This is a genomic window from Sphaerisporangium album (assembly GCF_003323745.1).
Taxonomy (GTDB): domain Bacteria; phylum Actinomycetota; class Actinomycetes; order Streptosporangiales; family Streptosporangiaceae; genus Sphaerisporangium; species Sphaerisporangium album.
On record NZ_QOIL01000011.1, the window covers coordinates 272,486 to 288,950 of the forward strand.

The following is a 16,465-nucleotide window of genomic DNA, read 5'->3' on the forward strand; positions in this document are numbered from 1 at the left end:
GCCCTTGCGCGGAACGGCCTGCCCGGTGAGCTGGGGGACCTCCCAGCCGTCCTGTACGGCGGCGAGCATCTCGACGATCGCCGCCGAGCGCGGGTGGTTCCGGCACACCTCGGCGAACCGGTAGGCCACCCGGCGGGCCACGGATACGGGATCCCGCACCGGCCCCCAGGCGTACAGCTTGCGTCCGGGCGCCGCGTACCGTCCCGACCACCACCAGTACCCGAGCTCGCCGTGCGTCCAGACGATCAGATCCGCCCACACCGATACCAGCGCGATGCCGTTGCCGACGTTGATATCGGTGGAGATCGTGAGCACGCCCAGCGCCCGTCGCAGCCGGTGCGCCGCGTCCAGGGCGGTGTCCGGCTTCGGCAGCGGATGCGGATGCGTCCTTTGATAGGGCATTTCGGAATTACGTGGGTGCGGAAGCATGGCCTGAACCGACTTTCGGTGATTTCCTTTTTGGCCTTCCCTAGACTGCCCCCATCAATTACTGTCCGTAAGGCAACGATCACCACGAGCACTCGATGCTTGCTGTTTGCCCTTGGTTGGGCTGAGGTGGAGGAAGCGGCTATGCCTCGCAATAGCGAACTGAACCCCGAATCGTCCCCAGCCGCGCGTTTCGGCTATGAAGTGCGCAAACGCCGGAACCAGGTGCACATCAGCCAGGAGGAACTAGGAAGAAGGATCGGTTACACCGGGGCCATGGTGAGCATGGTCGAGATAGGCAAGCGCCTGCCCAGCGCCGACTTCGCCCGGAAATGCGATGAGGTCCTGGAACTGGACGGCGCGATGCTCCGCGTATGGGAAATGTGCAGGTCGGACGGCGCGCAGCAATGGTTCCTTCCATGGCTGGAGATCGAGCAGACCGCCACAACGCTGCACACGTGGGAACACTCGCTCGTACCGGGGCTGCTCCAAAGCCCCGACTACGCCAAGGCGCTGTTTCTCGGTGTGCCTGGCATGCACCGCGCCATGATCGACAACGCGGTAACGTCCAGGATCGAACGACAGGCCATCTTCGACCGCGAGCGCCCCCCTATGATGTGGGCCGTACTCGACGAGGTCGTTCTCATGCGGCCCGTGGGAGGTCCGGCCGTCATGCAGGGGCAGCTCCAGCACCTCTTGACCATCGCCGACCATCCGTATATCACACTCCAGATAGTCCCCCTCGGCGTCGGTTGTACGGCAGGATTGGGAGGAGCGTTCGTCCTGGCTCATGCCCATGGGCATGATTTGGGCTATCTCGAAACGACATACAACGGCGTGGTCACCGCCGTCCCGGAGAACGTCAAGCAACTCCAGATTCGCTACGACGCGATACGGGCTCACGCGCTCCCGCACGACGCCTCACATAATCTGATCAAGGAATGGGTGCAGAAATGGATGACGTGAACAATGTGACGTGGGTCAAGTCCTCCTACAGCGCCGACCACGGCGGCAACTGCGTCGAGCTCGCCGTGTTATCCGGCAGCGGGATGGCGGTCCGTGACAGCAAGCGCCCGCATGGCCCGGTGCTACGCCTCTCGGCTGCCGAGTGGGACGTCTTCCGCCAGGGCGTCAAAACCGGCGCCTTCGATGACATGACCGCCTGAGCCGGCGGCAGACGAAGGGCCCACACCCCCCGGTGCGGGCCCTTCATGGCGGAGTGAGCCCCAACGAGGCCGCGGCTCGCGTGGTCGTCACCAGATCAGGCCGAAAGCGCGCATCGCCCGCGCATAGTGCGCGGACAGCTCGGCGTCGATGACGTCCGACGCGGCCGGCGTGAGCAGGCTTCCGTCATCGGAGCCGGTGGAGGCCTCTTCGCCGAGATCACCCTCACGGGCCGGCATGGACGCGCGGATCTCCGCTACGGTCGCCCCCCGCAGTACCGCCGCCTGCAGGGGCGCCACGAAACGCCTGCCGTCCATCAACTCGTCCAGCCACGCCATCTCGGCATCCGTGACGACCCCGTGAACAGGCGCTGCGGGCCTTCGCCGCGATCCCGGGCCGTCGGGCATACGGGTGAGCCCCAGAAGTGCCCGTTCCATCAGCAGCGCCGGCCAGCCCAGCACCTTGCCTAGCACCTGGCCCAGTGTCCCGGCGGCTTCGTAACCGCCGCGCGGCGCGGCCGAACCGAGGACGGTCGCCATGTAGATGTGCGTCTCCGCCCGCCGGGCCAGCGGCTTACCGCTCATCAGGGACTCGCGCCACTGCGCCAGCGTCCACAGCGCTCCGCTGACCATCAGGTTGTCGTCGCTCCTGTCGGCGTACGTCCGGGTCAGCAGCACCACGCGCCGCCTCGCGGACAGCACCAGCCACACGGGCAGCCCGATGACCAGGACAGGTCGTCGGCGCCAGCCCACGCGGACGTACTCGCCGGTGATCGTAAGATCCCTGACCGCCACCGCCTCCGGCGGCAGCACCCCCATGGCTTCGGCCACGCGCCGCGCGACCCCGTACAGCTCGGGCGCCGACGAACGCGCCACCAGTTCGGCGTCGCCACCCAGCCGCCTCGGCCGCGGGAACAGAAGCCCCCCGATCGCGACGAGCAGTCCCCCCAGCAGCCAGGCGACCACGAAATCGGAGTTGCCGTAGACGATCCAGACCCCCGACACGATCAGCACCAGAGTGAACCCGTGCACCAGCAACGAAAGAACCAGGGCGGCGATCTTCTTCGTGACGCTCATGTGAGTGATCCTCTCCTCACATCAGGAAGGTCGGGGCCACCGGCCCGAATCGCATGGGCGGATCCGATCGGGACGGCCGGCCAAGGTACCGATCGTCGGTGCGGCATGGTTCGGCAAAGGAAGGGGCTGGCCTCGTCGGAGTGTCGAGGGATGGTCGACCGGTGTCAGTAGCTTGGCTGGTGTGGACAGAACCCCGCGGGGGCCGGGTTCCGGGCACGTGTCGTGGCTGTTCGGCTCCGCCGGACGGTGGCGAGGGGCGCGTTGGCCTGCCCTGATCTTGGGGGCCTTCGCCGCCGGTGAGCTCGCCGAGCCGGTGATCCCCGCCGCCCATCTTCTCACCCCGCTGCTGATCGGCCTGATCCTCGCGGTGGCGGGCCTCATCGCGCACCACGTTCCCGCCGGGCTCAACTCCGCCTGCCAGGCGGCGCTCGGCGTCCTGATGGGCAGCTATCTCAATCCGGCGAGCCTGCACCAGGCCGCCGGGGCCGTACTTCCGCTGGTCCTGGTCACCGGGGCCACCATCCTGCTCAGCCTGGGCGCCGCCGCCGTCCTGGCGCGGATGGGCCACATCGACCGGGCGAGCGCCACACTCGGCATGGTGGCGGGAGGTTCGGCGGCCGTCGTCTCCACCGCCCGCGACCTGGACGCCGACAGCCGCGTGGTCGCCTTCCTGCAGTACCTGCGCGTCGTGCTGGTCGCCGCGACCGCCCCCATCCTGGTGAACTGGCTGCTCACCTCCCACGCGGGGGCCATGGGCGCCCTGCCGGACACCGACGGCGAGCTCGGCCCGGTCGTCACCAACGCCCACCAGATCGTCGGGCTGGTCCTGCTGGCCGCCGTCGCGGTCGCCGGCGTCCTGGCCGGCCGCGCCGTACGCCTGCCGAGCCCCGCGCTGCTCGGCCCGATGCTGCTGACCGCCGCCCTCACCGTCAGCGGCACCCTGGGAGGCTTCGCGCCGACCGGCTCCCTGCGCACGGTCCTGTTCACGATCGTCGGCCTCGACATCGGCCTGCGCTTCACCCGGTCGTCCCTGGCACGCGTGGGCCGCCTGCTGCCGCTCGCCGCCGGCTGCACGGTCGCGATCAGCGTCGCCTGCGGCGCTCTGGCGTGGCTTCTGTCCACGGTGGAGCGCATCCCCTTCGCCGACGCCTACCTCGCCACCACCCCCGGCGGCATCAACGCCGTCCTCGCCACGGCCGTCGCCACCCACGCCGACGTCTCGCTCATCTCCAGCGTGCAGAGCCTGCGCCTGTTCGCCATGGTCCTCATGGCCCCCCTGGTCATCCGCCTCTCCGGCCTCGCCCTGCTCCACTCACACCGATCGCGCTGGTAGATCGCGTCGGTCCCGCCGCCCGCCCGGATCGCCGGCCCGTGACCGGCTGGCGTTCCCGCAGCGGGGGCGCGAGGCGTTCTCCGCACGCCTTTCGACCTCTACACGGAAAACTATTGCCGTCGACAGCGTTGCCGAGGCCGCGTGAAATGGGACTGGGACGACCTCGGCCCCGAAGGCGCGCGATGGCAGCAGAGCTTCTCCTACGACGACGGCATGACCTGGACGCTGAAGTCATCGATGGGAGCCCAATCTTCGTCGGTGGGAGGGAGGTCCGAGCCCCACGGCGACCGCGGAGTGGCTCCGGAAGAGCCCCTTCGCGCGCATCGTGGGCGCGGCGCGTCGCCACGCCTGCTCGAACTCGACCGAACGGCGCACCGTTGTGCGGGCACGTCACACCGTTTTCTGGCTTGCGCATCGATGTCTTCGTCACCGGACCCCGCCGTGGATGGGGCGGAGCGGAGAATTTTCTGGAAAGCGGGTCAGGACGGGGATTCCAGGAGGCGGCTGCGGAAGGTTCCGAGGTCGTCCGCGGTGAGGCCGGCGGCGCGCAGGTACGCCTCGGCGTCGAAGCCGTCCAATGTGGCGAGGACGGCGGCGCGGGCGGTGGTGTGCTTGCGGGCGAGAATGTCGTCGATCTCCTGGGTCTGCGCACATTGAAACAGCCATCCCACGCACGACACCGATCGCCGACCATCCGCTCCCCTGACCGCACGCGCCGAGTACGAGCACCGCCCGGACGGCTCACGGCGATGATCGACGGCGAACACCGGAAGAACCCTCGTGTCCCTTCGGACGCGCCTCACACCGTGATTGTTCGCCGAACACATGGTGGTACCGGCATTCCGGCGTGGCCCCGTCCGAGCCGCCCTCGCGCTCGCGGGGTCGCCAGGTTACACTTATTGCAGATATCGATCGGACCGCTGGAGCGATCATGCCTCGCACGAGTGTCCTCAGCAGTGCCCTCCGTGTCGAAGCGGACGACGCTGATCGAAAGCTGCTCGCCGACCTGGAGGTCGCCGCCGCCACCCGACACTTCCAGCTGGTGCTGCGTGGGCCCGATGGGCGGGACATCGTGCTGCCGGAGCCACTGGTGGCCCTCATCATGGCTGCCGCCCATGATCTGGCGAAAGGTAACGCGGTCTTCGCACTGCCGGTCGAATCCCGTCTCACCCCGAGCGAGGTCGCCAAGCTACTGGGGTTGTCACGGCCCTTCGTGAGCCGATTGCTGGACGAAGGGGAGATTCCTTCGCAGCACCTCCCCGAGAGCAGGCATCGCGTGGTTCGCCTGGCAGATGTCCTGGAGTTCCAGGCTCGGCGAGAGCGTCGTGCCGAGGGCCGCCGCAGGATCATGGAGATCGCCGAGGAGACAGATCTTCCCTACTAGGGCGTGTCTTCAAAGTCCCGTCTGCCCGGCGCTGTGTGGTGCGCACGCTCCCTAGGGCATTCCGGGAGGGACGGGCTCCGCGGTACCGCGCCGCGCCACGAACACGAACTCCCTGCCCGGCCGGTCGGGTGCGTCGCGTACGTCCTCGACGACGAAGCCGTGGTCGTGCAAGTCCCGCTCGATCTCCGTACGTTCGCGGAAGCGAAGTGTCGATTCCGAGGTCAGTACGTCCCCGTCCGCAGCGAACACGTGCGTACCCCGGAAGCTCACCAGCGGCAGGCTCACGTCCGTCAGCTCGGCCCAGGTCTCGACGTGGCCGACGCCCGGGATGTCCGTCATGCGGTACGTGGTCTCGCGCGTCCACTCCGCCCACTCCTCCCACACGCGCTGCGCCGGATCGCGCGTCTCGAAGACAAGCCGCCCGCCGGGCCGCAGCGCCTTGTAAGCGCCGCGCAGCGTCGTACGCCATGCCTGCGGATCGGCGATTGCCTGGGCGACGTTCCCGGTCATCGTCACCAGGTCGATCTGCATGGGCGGCAGGTCCCCCGCGTCGCCGTCGAGCCAGCGCACCTGCTCCGCGCCCGGCTTGCCACGCGCGACGTCGACGGACGCCCGCGCGGGATCGATCCCGGTGACCGTGATCCCGCGCTCGGCGAGCAGCAGCGCGAACACGCCAGTACCGCACCCGATGTCCAGCACGGACCGCGCGCCGAACTCCTCCGCCATCGCGAGATACGCGTCGAGATCGCTGCGGTCCGGATCGAGTGGGTCGTAGATGGCGGCGAGGCGCGGATGCCCGAAAGTTGCGTCAACCATGGAGGCGAACGTATGTGGCCCCGAGCGCGCGCGGCCACTGCTTTTCGGGTTACGGCGCCAAGCGGGCGCGGCGAAGTGCGCCGCTGATCCCGGCGCCCCTATCGGGCACGGCCGTACCGAAGCGAACCTCGGCCAGGCCGCTGAAGGAGTTGTCTTCAATGTCGCGCCCACATCAGGAGCGAGGCGAGGGTGACGGCTGCTTGGTAGGACTCGGCGGTCTTGTCGTAGCGGGTCGCGATGCCACGCCACTGCTTGAGGCGGTTGAAGCACCGTTCCACGACGTTGCGCTGCTTGTAGAGCTGCTTGTCGAAGCGGGGCGGGCGTCCGCCTCGGCTGCCGCGGCGGGCCCGGTTGCGCTTCTGGTCGGCCCGCTCGGGAATGGTGTGGGCGATGCCGCGCCGCCGCAGCCAGGTGCGTATCGCGCGGGAGCTGTAGCCCTTGTCGCCCAGCACATGAGCGGGCCGCAGCCGGGGCCGTCCCGGCCCGAGGCGGGGCACCCGGATCGCCTCCATCACGGCGGTGAACTGCGTGCAGTCGTTCGTGTTGCCGCCCGTCAGCACGAAGCCGAGCGGGCGCCCCAGGGCATCGCAGGCCAGGTGGATCTTGCTGGTCAGGCCGCCCCGGGAGCGTCCGAGTGCGGGGATGCGGAGCCCCCCTTTCGGGCTCCGACGGCATGCTGGTGGGCGCGTACGACGGTGGAGTCGACCGACACCAGCCAGTCGATCTCGCCCGCCGCGTCCGCCCGGGCCTGGGCGGCCCGGAGCATCCGCTCGAAGGTGCCGTCCAGGGCCCACCGGCGAAAGCGGGTGTGCAGCGTGTGCCAGGAGCCGTACCGCTCCGGCACGTCCCGCCAGGCCGTGCCCGTCCGGAACTTCCACACGATCCCGTTGAGCACGGTTCGGTCGTCCAGCCGCTTCCGTCCGCGCAAGGACTGGGGCAGCAACGGACGGAGGAACTCCCACTCCGCATCGGACAGTTCATGGCGACGTATCAGCCGACCGTGATCCACTACTCAAGGTCAATTGAAGACACGCCCTAGTCCCCCGAAGGGCGTTCGCCGATGGCGCGGGTTTTCGTCGACACCAACGTCCTGTTTCCGTTCTCGCTGATGGATCTGATGCTGGCCCTCACCGAGGACGCTGTGCACACGATGATCTGGAGCGACCACCTGCTGGACGAGTGGGAGCGTGTCATCGTGCGTGAGCAGCGCCGGTCGGCATCGGCGGCGGCGCGCATCAGCGCAGTGATCCGCGAGGTCTTCGCCGACTCACGTGTCTCCGAGGACGACTACAAACCTCCCGGTCCTGCGTTTCCTGGCCACCGAGCGCGCCGCGGTTGTTCGGTTTCGGTGCCGCCGTCCGGACAAATCAGTGCCGAACGCTGGTGCGCCGATGTCGCCCCGGGGTCGCTCTCAGGTCAGGTAGTGGAAGGCTGGTTTTGGGTGCATCAGGAAGTCGTGGTGGGAGATGGTCCAGGCGTAGGCGCCGGCCATTGCGAAGGCCACGATGTCGCCGACGTTGATCGTGGTGACCACGCGGCGGGCGAAGACGTCCTTGGGGGTGCAGAGCTGGCCGGCCAGCGTGACGGGCTCGTCGGTCACGCCGGGGCCCGCGCGGCCCACCGGGAGGACGGCGAAGGGGTGGTCGTGGCCCTTGGCGACCGGGGTGCGCAGGTGGTGGGTGCCGCCGGTGACCACGGCGAACACCTCGCCGTGCACGCGCTTCACGTCGATCACCCGGGTGAGGTACCAGCCGCAGTAGGCGGTCAGCGCCCGGCCGGGCTCGATGCGCAGCGTCTCGCCCGGCGCCCGCAGGCCGCCGAGGCCGGCGCCGTACGCCTTCCAATCGAACAGCTCCTCGGGGGCGTGGTACGACACTGCCATGCCGCCGCCCAGGTTGATCTCGGACGCCTCCAGCTCGCGGCCGAAACCGAGGACCGCCTCGGCCAGGCCCAGCAGCGCGGGGGCGTCCAGGCCACTGGCGAGATGGGCGTGGATTCCGCGCAGCCGCACCCGGTTCTGCCCGCGTACCAGCTCCAGGCATTCGAGGACGCCGTCCGGGTCCATGCCGAAGGGCGTGGCGCCGCCGCCCATGGTCAGCGATGCGCCCTCGACGGGGACGTCGAGGTTGACCCGGAGCAGCGCGTCCACCGGCCCGCCGAGGTCGATCAGCCGGCGCAGCTCGCCGGGGCTCTCGACGTGCAGGCGGTGGACGTCCAGGGCCAGCTCGGCGTGGGTCTTCCCGGGGCCGCCGAGGGCCAGCCGGGCGTCCGGCAGGATCGCCCGCACGTGGGTCACCTCGCCGATGGACGACACCTCGAAGCCGTCCGCGTAGGGGGCCAGCACGTGCAGCAGCGCCGGGTCGGGGTTGGCCTTGACCGCGTAGTACAGCTCGATGCCGGGCAGCGCCCTTCGTACGGAGGCGGCGTGCCGGTCCAGGGCCGCAAGGTCGTAGACGTAGGCGGGCAGGGCGTCGGCCAGCCGGATGGCGCGCTCGCGCACGGCCTCGGGGACGATCATGCGCACACCTCCCCGTGATCGCGCCCGGAGCCGTGCGCGGCCATGGCGAGAAGGAGGGGGCGATCACCGCCCTGTTCGGCGGCCGGGTCGCGGTCGTGGGCGGCTACGAGGAGGGGATGACCACCGCCCTGTTCCGTGGCCGGGGCGCGGTCCTGCGCGGTCATGCGGGCACCCCCGCGAAGGGGTTCCCTATCGGGACGTATCCGGCGTCCCGGTCGGCGGAGCGGGCCCATCGGGCGGTCAGGTTGGCCTTGGCGGGCAAGGGGGCTCCGGCGAGCAGGTCGGACAAGGGGAGAGGGTTGCCGATCTCGGCGGCGTACCGGGCGATCCGGGCGCGGGCTTCGGCCCACAGCTCGCGAAGGAGCTCGTCCGCGCTGTGCGCCGTCGTGGGGGCGCCCGTGTGTGCCGCCGTCCGCGCGACCGTGGCCGCGATCTCGGGGAGATGGTTCACCATGATGCAGTAGACCACGCGATTCCAGCCTCGCGCGGCGTCATAACTCGCCGCGCTGGCGACCAGGTCGGGCAGGTCAGAAACGTCGTGGCGTCCGATGACTAGTTTTGTCCCTTCCAGATCACGAAATATGGCCTCAATCGGCAGGCCGTCGGCGGTGATGCCCACGAGTACGTTCTGAAGATGGGGCTCCAGCACGACGCCATGCCGGAAGTAGGCCTCGAAGACCGGCAGCGCCACATGCCCGACATAGCCCCCGAACCATCCGATTGGATCCCGGCGTATGGCCCCCGCGACGTCGCTGTCGCCGGTGCCGTGGCCGGGGATGGCGAGCGCGCCGGCGAGCACCGGGGTGACGCCGGGTCCGGTGACCTCCCATGGGGCGTCGCGGACGATCACTCCGAGGCCCTCCAGCAGGCGCGTGCCGAGTGCCGCCGAGCGGTGGCCGGGCTCGGCCAGCCATCGGGTTCCCGGGAAGCGTTCGGCCAGGTCGGCGAAGGCCGGTTCGAGGCGGCCGCTCAGTTCCGAGGCGGCCGCCAGCTCGTACCAGGCGTTCTTCCGCACGCAGTTGGTGATACGGACGTTCAGGCTGAATTTCAGACATTTCCCGATACGCGGCTCGTACACCGTCCGTACGGACGAGGTGGGGATCGCGACGCCGGCCGCGTCCCCGAGATCCAGCAGCCGCCCGTCCGCGAGCGGGCCCGCCAGCTCCGCGCCGAGCAGGTCGAGCTGCCACGGATGCGCCGGGAGCAGGACGTACCCTGGCGGAGCCTGACCCAGCGCGTCCATCACCTTCGGATCGCCCCCGGAGGCCAGTACGTCCTCCCGCACGCCCAGCAGGCGTAGGGGAAAAGACGCGTGCGCCTCGGGCGCGTACCGCTCCCAGCCCACCCCGCCGCGCGCCTTCGGCGACGGATGGAACGGGTGCCCGAACACCAGCGCCTGCTCCGACGCCAGCCACGGATCCTCCGGCGCGGCGGCTCTCCCCCGCGCCCGAAGCAGCACCCCCATGGCCGCCCGGCTCCCGGCCACCTGACCGGCGAACTCCTCATTGCCCGTGGCCGCGCGCGGTGGCTCGCCCGGCGTCGCTTTCGCGGACATCGCGCTGGTGCCGGAGAGCGGGTCCGGTCCGGAGCTCAGTTCTGTTTCGACGAGGCGTACGAGGTGGTCGAGTGAGAGGGCGTGCCATGCGCCGTGCTCAAGGCGTTCGGCGGGGTCGTCGAAGCGCAGCGCCGGGCCGCCCGAAGCCGCGACGCGGAGCAGGCTTCCGCCGAGGCGGAACGTGAGGTACGGGCCCGCCGCCCACACCTGGCCGCGCGGGCCCGCCACCTCGCGCAGGCAGCAGCGCACCAGGGCGGCCAGCGACGCGTTCTCCGCCATGCTCTCCGCCACGTCGTCCGCGTTCCTCGCCGTGCCGTTCGCGTCGGACGCTGTGTCGTTCGGGTCGGTCGCTGTGTCGTTCGGGTCGGACGCTGCGCCGTTCGCGTTCTTCGCGTCGTCCGGATGAGCCGCCATGCCGTTCGCCGCGTCGGTGTTGCGCCGCGTGCTGTCGTCCTCCGTGAAGCCGGTGGGGGAGTCCAGCGTGGCGCGGTTCATGGGGTCGCCTTTCTGCGGTGGTGGTGACGCAGGTAGTTGGGGCCGCTCGTTCCGTAGTGCTTGTTGACGTCGGCGGCGACGCGTCCGCGGTCGGCGAGCGTCCCGGCGGTCACCATGGACTTGCCGACGAGCCGGGCCGCGTCGAGGGTGCGCGCGCGCAGCAGTCGGGCCATGGGATGCCCGCCGTGCTCGGCGAGGGCCTTCTCCAAGGCGTCGGCGACGAGCTCGCCGTGTCCGGCGCCGAACGCGACCGCCGCGGCGGCCAGGTGCAGGGTGATGGTGACGAACACGTCGGCGAGCGCGTGCGGGTCCTCGGTGAGCATGCGCGGGTCGGTGAACCCGGGGACGGCGAGGCCGGCCGCGCGCAGGCGGTCGGGGGAGGCCAGCATCCCGTCGTTGTCCTTGACCAGCAGCCGTGGCGGAGTGCCCGGCCCCGTGAACACCAGCGCGAGGTTCTGCTGGTGCGCCTCCAGCGCGACGCCGTAGGTGACGAACAGCCGGACGTTCCAGGCGAACAGCACCCGCAGGTAGCCGGCCAGCAACCCGGCGACGTCTCCTCCGGTGTGCCGCGCGGCCACGTGGTCGAGCACGCGCGGCACGGACGGCTGGGCGCGGCCGGGCGCGGGGCCGACGGCGGGCGAGTGCCGAGGAACGAGCCCGTGGTCGATGACGGGCGAGAGGACGGCGAGCTCGGGGGACGGCACCGGCGTGGCCGGGGATGGGGCGAGCAGGGCGGCGACCGGGACGATCTCGCCGGCGGGCAGGCGGCGGGCCATCCAGCCGAGATGCTCGTGCCCGGCGTGGGCGTAGGTCTGTTCGTCGGCGAGGACGACGTCCAGGTCCGGCTCCCGGCGCAGCACCTCACGCAGCAGCAGTTCGGCCCGCGCGCTGTCGGCGAGTGTGCCCGGTTTGATCGACCGCCGGTTGCGCGCGCCCAGCGTGCTGATGGGCAGCGGCAGCTTGAGGTGCGTACGCGGGCCGACCTGGACGGTCCGCATCGACAAGGTGGGACGCGCGGTCAGGTACGGCTCGTCGAGGACGGTCACGCCGGGCATGCCGCCTACCACCGGGACGGTCAGCGGATGGACGGGAAACAGCACGTACGCCGGGTCGGAGCTCTCAGGCCACTGATCAGGTTCGGAGGTCTCCGGCAACCGTTCGCGCGGATCGCCGGCGCTCGTCACCCGCTCTCGGGGCACGCTCGCCCAGCGAAGCCGGAAGCGCGGCGCGAACTCGGGCGCGAAGGCCACCGCGTCCGCTTCGGTGAGGCCGAGCCGCGCACGGGAGGTCGGGTAGACCGGGTGCTCGGCGAAGGCGGCCAGCGACTCGTACACGACGTTCCGCTCACCGTCCCAATGGTCGGCCCAGAGGCGCGCCAGACGGGTCAGCACCTCGTCGCGGCGGGTGTCGAGCCATTCGTGGCCGCGCAGGGCCGCGCGGCACTCCTCGCCGAAGGCGGTAACCCCCTCGGAATCCCCCGGCACGGCGACCTCGGCGAGTGTCCCGAGCACCTCCGCGAGCGTGAGCCACTCCTCGGGCGCGCACACGAAGTCCTGGTACAGACTCCCGGGCACGAGCCGCACCGTCCGCCCGGAGGCCAGGACGAGCCGGACGCCGTCCTTGTCGTGGGTCATGCGGGCGGCGAGCCCGCCGTAGTCCTCGCGCAGTAGGGCGGAGAGGACGCGGGCGGCGAGGCGGCGCTCGGCGCCGGTCACTCGATCACCCAGGGGTGGCGGGCGCGGAAGCCGTCGATCGCCCGCTCGACGGCGCGCCCGTCCGGACCGGAGGCCCGCACGATGCCGAGGTAGTCACGGTTGGTGTTGGTGAGCTCCACCACCTCGCCGGGCGCGCGCAGGGCCCGATGCCGCAGCCGTACGCCTCCGGCGTTCTCGGCGACGTCTCCCGGCCCCTCCTTGATCGCTCCGGACCGGTCCGCGACCAGGCTGACCGCCGCCCCGTGCCCGTGGACGCGCGGTGGCGTGGGGACGGGCTCGCCGAAGTGGACGCGCAGGATCTGCTCGTGCAGCGGTATGCCGAGGATCTCGGCCATCAGGAAGTCGCAGGTGTCGCCGATGAGCCGGTAGTTCACCTCCACGACGCGCGGCCCCGCGGCGGTCAGGATGTACTCGGTGTGGCACGCCCCGAATCCGGCGCCGATCGCGCCCAGCGCCCGCAGGACGTGCGCGTCCGCGACCGGGTCCCAGTCGAGCCGTTCCTCGACGAAGTGCGGCAGCGGCCCGAGCGTCGTGCGGAACCCGCCGAGTACGTGTACCTCGTGCCCGTCGCCGAGCGTCTCCAGCGTCCGCAGCTCGCCTTCCAGGTACTCCTCGGCGACCAGCGTGGCGCCAGGCCTGCGCGCGCGGATCCCCGCGACGGCCCGGGCGAGTTCCTCGCCGTCGCGGGCGAGCACGACGTCCTCGCTGGCGACGCCCTCGCGCGGTTTCACGACCACCGGGTACGCCAGGTCGCGGGGTGGCGGGTCGCCGGGGACGAGCCGCGCGGACCGGACGACCTCCACGCCCGCGGCGGCGAGGGCGCGCCGGGTCAGGGCCTTGTTCTTGGCCGTGAGGCAGGCGCGCCAGTCCTTGCCGGGCAGCCCGAAATAGGCGGCGGCGAGCGCGGTCTCCGGCTGGATGTGGTCGGAGTTGGAGAAGATCGCCTCGGGCCGGTGGTGGCGGGCGATCGTGTCGATGACGTCGCGGGCGTCGCGGACGTCGGTGCGCAAGGTCTCGGCGCCGGGGTAGCGTTCCGGCTGGTCGGTGAGGATCGTCACCTCGCATCCCAGGGCGCGGGCGGCGGGCAGGAATCCACGGGTGACCGAGTCGGTCGGATTGAGCGTGGTCAGATACAGCCGCACGCGGGCACCCCCGGATGGAATCAGGTAAGGCTAACCTAACTCCGCCGATCTTAGCCGCCCGGAGAACCGCCTCGTTGCCTGACATGCTAATCACCGAAAATGTCTGAATTGTCTCCCCGGTAACCCGTATTTCGGCGGGCCTAATGCGTCGGCATAGGATGGGCAGTCGCTGGGAGGAGGCGACGTGAGAGAGATCTCGCAGGGCGAAAGCCTGCTCGGGCCCCTGCTTCTCGCGCGGGGGGGCGTCGACAGATCGGCGGTTCACCGCAATGACGCAGCCTGGCTGAAGTCCGCCTGGGCCGACCCCGCCACCCGGGTTCTCCTCGTCCGCGACGGCAACACGCTGGTCCGCCGGTACAACGGCACGGCCGAGCTCGTCCTCCTCTCCCCGGACGAGGCCCCCGCCGGCGAGCGCTACCTGCTCGGCGTCGACGCCGAGGGCGTCGCCTACTTCGCCGTCGCCGCCGACGGCCCGCTTCCCCTGCCCGCCGTGCACGCCCCGCCCACGGGCATCGAGATCGCCGAGGCCGTCCAGGACGCGCCCGGCTGGGCCGACGTAGCCTCCGAGGGCCTGCGCAGGGCGGGCGCCACGCTCGGCGACCGCGACGCCGGGCTGCTGGTCAACGCCGTGGCCCTGGAGGCCTGGCACACCACCCACGAGCACTGCCCGCGGTGCGGCAGCGTCACCACCGTCAGCTCCGGCGGCCACATGCGCGTCTGCCCGAAGGACGGCAGCCAGCACTTCCCCCGCGTCGACCCCGCCGTCATCATGCTCGTCCACGACGGGGATGACCGCTGCCTGCTCGCCCGAGGGCCGCAGTGGCCCGAGGGGCGGTTCTCGGTGCTGGCGGGGTTCGTCGAGCCCGGTGAGTCGCTGGAACAGGCGGTCGCGCGCGAGGTCCTGGAGGAGGTCGGCGTCACGATCGCCACCCCCCGCTACCTCGGCAGCCAGCCCTGGCCGTTCCCGCGCAGCCTGATGCTCGGGTTCTTCGTCGAGGCGACGTCCACCGAGATAGTCCGCGACCCCGAAGAGATCGCCGAGGCGATCTGGCTGACCCGCGCCGAACTCGGCGCCGCCGTCGAGAACGGTGAGATCCGCCTGCCGCCCGGCGTCTCGATCGCCCGCCGCCTCATCGAGACGTGGTACGGCTCGGCGCTGTCCGGCGACTGGTGAACGCCGGCCGGTGAGAACCGCCGTCATGCGGGGGTGAGCACGCCCGCACGGCGAACCGGCGACGTCCCGATCGCCGGTGAGCGACGTGTGCGCGATGCCCGCCGAGGCGTCCCCGGCGGAACAGGGCCGAGGTCAGCCGCCGGAGCGCGCGAGCAGCCCCTTCAGCTGGATCACGGACGGGTTGGCCAGCGCGGTGCCGTCCTCCAGGACCACGGTGGGGACGAGCTGGTTTCCGCCGTTGACGCTTTCCACGAACTTCGCGGCCGCGGGATCGACCTCGATGTTGATCTCCTGGTAGGCGATGCCCTCCCGGGTCAGCTGGCTCTTCAGCCGCTTGCACGGACCGCACCAGCTGGTGGTGTACACCTTCAGCGCCATAGCGTGATTTCCCTTCACGTCCCCAGAGCGGCGTTCGGCCAATAGCTCGCAACACCGTGAGCATCGCTCGTGTTCCCGGCCCGCGCCACCTCCCGCACCGAGCTCCGCAGCACGGCGTTACCTCGGCGGACGCACCACGGGCCTTCTCGTGGGCGGTCTAGTGGGCGGCGGGCTCGCGCCAGGCGACCTCGCGCGGCGACGGCGGCTCGCTCGCCACCGACCGCGAACGGCCGGGCGTGGCCGGTGTGGCCGGCGTGGGCGTGCCCAGCTTGCCCGCGATCCACTCCTGGACGCCCTGGGCCACGCCCGGCTCCCGGTAGAGCGGGCTGCTGTGGTAGAAGCCCGGGACGACCCGGATGTCCATGGGGACGCCCACCTGCGCGAGCTGCTCCTTCAGCAGCTCGCTCTGGTAGGCGGGCACGAACTCCTCCTCGGAGTGCACGCTGAGCACCGGCGCGTCGTGCGCGCTCGCGTGCCAGGGCACCTCCATGCTGGACCAGACCCGCGCGCAGCGGCCCGTGGGAAGGCAGCCGCCGGCGAGCGCGATGGCCGACTGACGCAGCTTGCGCTGGTCGAAGTCGGCGCCCTGGTCCCCGTCGGAGTAGGCCGTCAGCGGCGAGACCACCGGCGAGATGCCGACGACGCCCCGCAGGCCGGGGACACCGTCCTTATAGGTGCCGACGGAGGTCGCGATGTGGCCGCCCGCCGAGAAGCCGACGATGACATAGCGGTTGGGGTCGAAGGAGAAGTAGTCGGCGTGCTTGCGCGCCAGCGCGATGGCCGCCAGCGTGTCGGAGCGCTGGGCGGGCCAGGCGGCGTCCGAGGAGAGCCGGTAGTTGAGGTTGAAGACCGTGTAGCCCAGCTCGGCGTACGACTTGGTGACCGCGGTCATGTACTTCTTGTCCCCGCCGCTCCACCAGCCGCCGTGCAGGACGAAGACCGCCGGCCTGCGCACGCCGTCCGGCTGCCACCACACGTCCATGCGCTGGCGCGCCCTGGGCCCGTAGGAGAAGGTGCGGGTGACGGTGAACGCCAGCGGGTCCTGCGCCGGGGGCCGGCTCTGCGTGGGGGCCGGGGTGGACGTCACCGTCGGCGTCGGCGTGGCCGAGGGTGGCGGCACGGTGGCCGCGCCCGCCGGGGCCACGGCCGCCGGCGTGAGCAGGGCGGCGGCCAGAGCGAGCGCACCCACCGACACCGTTCTTCTCACTGGCCTCTTTCCCTTCCCCGAGATCATGGCCCCCCCATTCTGGGGCACATCGGTGCGGTCGCGCACGTCCCGGTACCCGTGA

At 70.9% G+C, this 16,465-nt stretch carries 16 protein-coding genes and 1 pseudogene; 5 read left to right on the plus strand and 12 right to left on the minus strand.

Annotated features, from left to right (window positions below; translation table 11 throughout):
• Positions 1–402, minus strand: a 402-nt coding sequence (locus DQ384_RS20970; RefSeq protein ID WP_220183040.1) for a hypothetical protein, incomplete at its 3' end; no start/stop codon positions are given.
• Between the two features lie 168 nt (positions 403–570).
• On the opposite strand from DQ384_RS20970, the gene DQ384_RS20975 reads away from it, so the two are divergent.
• A complete protein-coding gene (locus tag DQ384_RS20975; protein ID WP_181871315.1) occupies positions 571–1,392 on the plus strand; it encodes a helix-turn-helix domain-containing protein in 822 nt (273 codons plus the stop codon).
• Entirely contained in the window at positions 1,380–1,592 is a 213-nt protein-coding gene (locus tag DQ384_RS20980) for a DUF397 domain-containing protein (RefSeq protein WP_245966657.1), read from the plus strand. The genes DQ384_RS20975 and DQ384_RS20980 overlap by 13 nt, the downstream gene beginning before the upstream one ends.
• Positions 1,593–1,679: 87 nt before the next feature.
• Here the strand turns inward: DQ384_RS20980 and DQ384_RS20985 are convergent, their stop codons facing one another.
• A complete protein-coding gene (locus DQ384_RS20985) occupies positions 1,680–2,666 on the minus strand; it encodes a M48 family metalloprotease (RefSeq protein ID WP_114030549.1) in 987 nt (328 codons plus the stop codon).
• Between the two features lie 181 nt (positions 2,667–2,847).
• Between DQ384_RS20985 and DQ384_RS20990 the strand changes: the two genes are divergently transcribed.
• Positions 2,848–3,999: an AbrB family transcriptional regulator gene (locus tag DQ384_RS20990; protein ID WP_220183041.1), complete on the plus strand. Its 1,152-nt coding sequence runs from the start codon at positions 2,848–2,850 to the stop codon at positions 3,997–3,999.
• Between the two features lie 479 nt (positions 4,000–4,478).
• Here the strand turns inward: DQ384_RS20990 and DQ384_RS20995 are convergent, their stop codons facing one another.
• On the minus strand, positions 4,479–4,670 hold the full coding sequence (locus DQ384_RS20995) for a hypothetical protein (protein ID WP_114030550.1): 192 nt from the start codon (positions 4,668–4,670) through the stop codon (positions 4,479–4,481).
• Positions 4,671–4,930: 260 nt separating this feature from the next.
• Between DQ384_RS20995 and DQ384_RS21000 the strand changes: the two genes are divergently transcribed.
• Entirely contained in the window at positions 4,931–5,383 is a 453-nt protein-coding gene (locus DQ384_RS21000; RefSeq protein WP_114030551.1) for a helix-turn-helix domain-containing protein, read from the plus strand.
• Between the two features lie 51 nt (positions 5,384–5,434).
• On the opposite strand, the gene DQ384_RS21005 is transcribed toward DQ384_RS21000, so the two are convergent.
• From DQ384_RS21005 to DQ384_RS21035, 7 genes and pseudogenes are all read right to left on the minus strand, one after another.
• Positions 5,435–6,199, minus strand: coding sequence for a class I SAM-dependent methyltransferase (locus DQ384_RS21005; protein ID WP_114030552.1), 765 nt, complete (start codon positions 6,197–6,199; stop codon positions 5,435–5,437).
• 155 nt (positions 6,200–6,354) lie between these two features.
• Positions 6,355–7,190: pseudogene (locus DQ384_RS21010) on the minus strand (IS5 family transposase).
• Positions 7,191–7,610: 420 nt separating this feature from the next.
• Positions 7,611–8,717, minus strand: coding sequence for an alanine racemase (locus tag DQ384_RS21020; RefSeq protein ID WP_114030553.1), 1,107 nt, complete (start codon positions 8,715–8,717; stop codon positions 7,611–7,613).
• Positions 8,714–8,881, minus strand: a complete 168-nt coding sequence (locus tag DQ384_RS41355; protein ID WP_181871316.1) for a hypothetical protein — start codon at positions 8,879–8,881, stop codon at positions 8,714–8,716. Before DQ384_RS41355 ends, DQ384_RS21020 begins: the two co-directional genes overlap by 4 nt.
• Positions 8,878–10,767: an IucA/IucC family protein gene (locus DQ384_RS21025; RefSeq protein WP_245966658.1), complete on the minus strand. Its 1,890-nt coding sequence runs from the start codon at positions 10,765–10,767 to the stop codon at positions 8,878–8,880. The genes DQ384_RS41355 and DQ384_RS21025 overlap by 4 nt, the downstream gene beginning before the upstream one ends.
• A complete protein-coding gene (locus DQ384_RS21030; RefSeq protein WP_245966659.1) occupies positions 10,764–12,482 on the minus strand; it encodes an IucA/IucC family protein in 1,719 nt (572 codons plus the stop codon). The genes DQ384_RS21025 and DQ384_RS21030 overlap by 4 nt, the downstream gene beginning before the upstream one ends.
• Complete coding sequence (locus DQ384_RS21035) at positions 12,479–13,624, minus strand: ATP-grasp domain-containing protein (protein ID WP_114030554.1); 1,146 nt, start codon at positions 13,622–13,624, stop codon at positions 12,479–12,481. The genes DQ384_RS21030 and DQ384_RS21035 overlap by 4 nt, the downstream gene beginning before the upstream one ends.
• Before the next feature lie 193 nt (positions 13,625–13,817).
• On the opposite strand from DQ384_RS21035, the gene nudC reads away from it, so the two are divergent.
• Positions 13,818–14,798: an NAD(+) diphosphatase gene (gene nudC / locus DQ384_RS21040; RefSeq protein WP_114030605.1), complete on the plus strand. Its 981-nt coding sequence runs from the start codon at positions 13,818–13,820 to the stop codon at positions 14,796–14,798.
• A 132-nt stretch (positions 14,799–14,930) separates the two neighbouring features.
• On the opposite strand, the gene DQ384_RS21045 is transcribed toward nudC, so the two are convergent.
• Positions 14,931–15,176, minus strand: a complete 246-nt coding sequence (locus tag DQ384_RS21045) for a mycoredoxin (RefSeq protein WP_114030555.1) — start codon at positions 15,174–15,176, stop codon at positions 14,931–14,933.
• A gap of 157 nt (positions 15,177–15,333) precedes the next feature.
• On the minus strand, positions 15,334–16,365 hold the full coding sequence (locus tag DQ384_RS21050) for an alpha/beta hydrolase (protein ID WP_245966660.1): 1,032 nt from the start codon (positions 16,363–16,365) through the stop codon (positions 15,334–15,336).
• Between the last annotated feature and the right edge of the window lie 100 nt (positions 16,366–16,465).